The sequence below is a fragment of the Streptomyces zinciresistens K42 genome, assembly GCF_000225525.1.
GTDB classification, from domain to species: Bacteria; Actinomycetota; Actinomycetes; order Streptomycetales; family Streptomycetaceae; genus Streptomyces; species Streptomyces zinciresistens.
In genome coordinates, this window is record NZ_AGBF01000467.1 from 1 (window position 1) to 867 (window position 867).

Sequence of the window (867 nt, forward strand, 5' to 3'; positions counted from 1 at the left end):
CCGCGCCTGCCCGCCGAGGAGCTGTCCCGGGTGCTCGCCGCAGGCCGTAGCGAAGACTGACACAACGGCCTGCACTGGGAACGTGAAGGTGCGGGCTCTGCACTGACACCGGTGCCCGGGCGCGGCACCCCGGGTGCCGCGCGCAGCCCAACATCCGGCGGTTGCACCGATGTTGCGGTTACCGGCCGGTTCTCCTGCGCGGCAGGTCAGGCATGGCGTTATGTGGAGTTCGTGATCACCGACAGCAGCCAGGACAGCGCGCAGACCGGCTTACCCGCCGTCGCGGGCAACGCCTGCCGGGTGCCGGAACCGGGCGCGGTAGAGGCTGAGTTCGCCGGAGTGGACGGCACGCTGGTGCAGCGCCGCTGGGTGGAGGCGGCCGTGGCGGTCAGGTTCGAGCAGCTGGCGCCGGTGGCGGCGTTCCCGGTGGTGCCCGGGCGGCGGTGGGCTCCGGGCTGGTGGTGGTCGGCCACGACCGGGCGGCTGGTGGCGTACAGGTCCGGTGTCATGCGGACCCAGCTCATGCTGCTGGACCGGGATCCGGCGGTGGTGGCGCTGGCCTGCCGGCCGGTGGAACTGGTGTGGCGTGAGGAAAGCAAGACCGCCGGTCATGCGCCGCAGCTGATGGCCAGGCTTCAGGACGGCAGCGGACTGCTGCTCGACGGCGGCGGACGCAGCGGGCCCTCTGCCCGGCTGACGGCACGGGCACGGGTTGTGGCGGCTGCCGCCGAGGCAGCGGGCTGGTCCTACCGGCTCGCGGGGCCGCCGGATCCGGTGCTGGTGGCCAACGTGCGGTGGCTGGCGGGTTACCGGCATCCCCGGTACGCCGCAGGGCCGTGGACGCCGGCTCTGCTGGAGGTGTTCGGC

General features: G+C 73.5%; 1 protein-coding gene. It reads left to right on the forward strand.

Going from position 1 to position 867, the window contains the following annotated elements:
• Positions 1-231 precede the first annotated feature (231 nt).
• Positions 232-867, forward strand: a 636-nt coding sequence (locus SZN_RS37240) for a TnsA-like heteromeric transposase endonuclease subunit (protein ID WP_244313505.1), incomplete at its 3' end; no start/stop codon positions are given.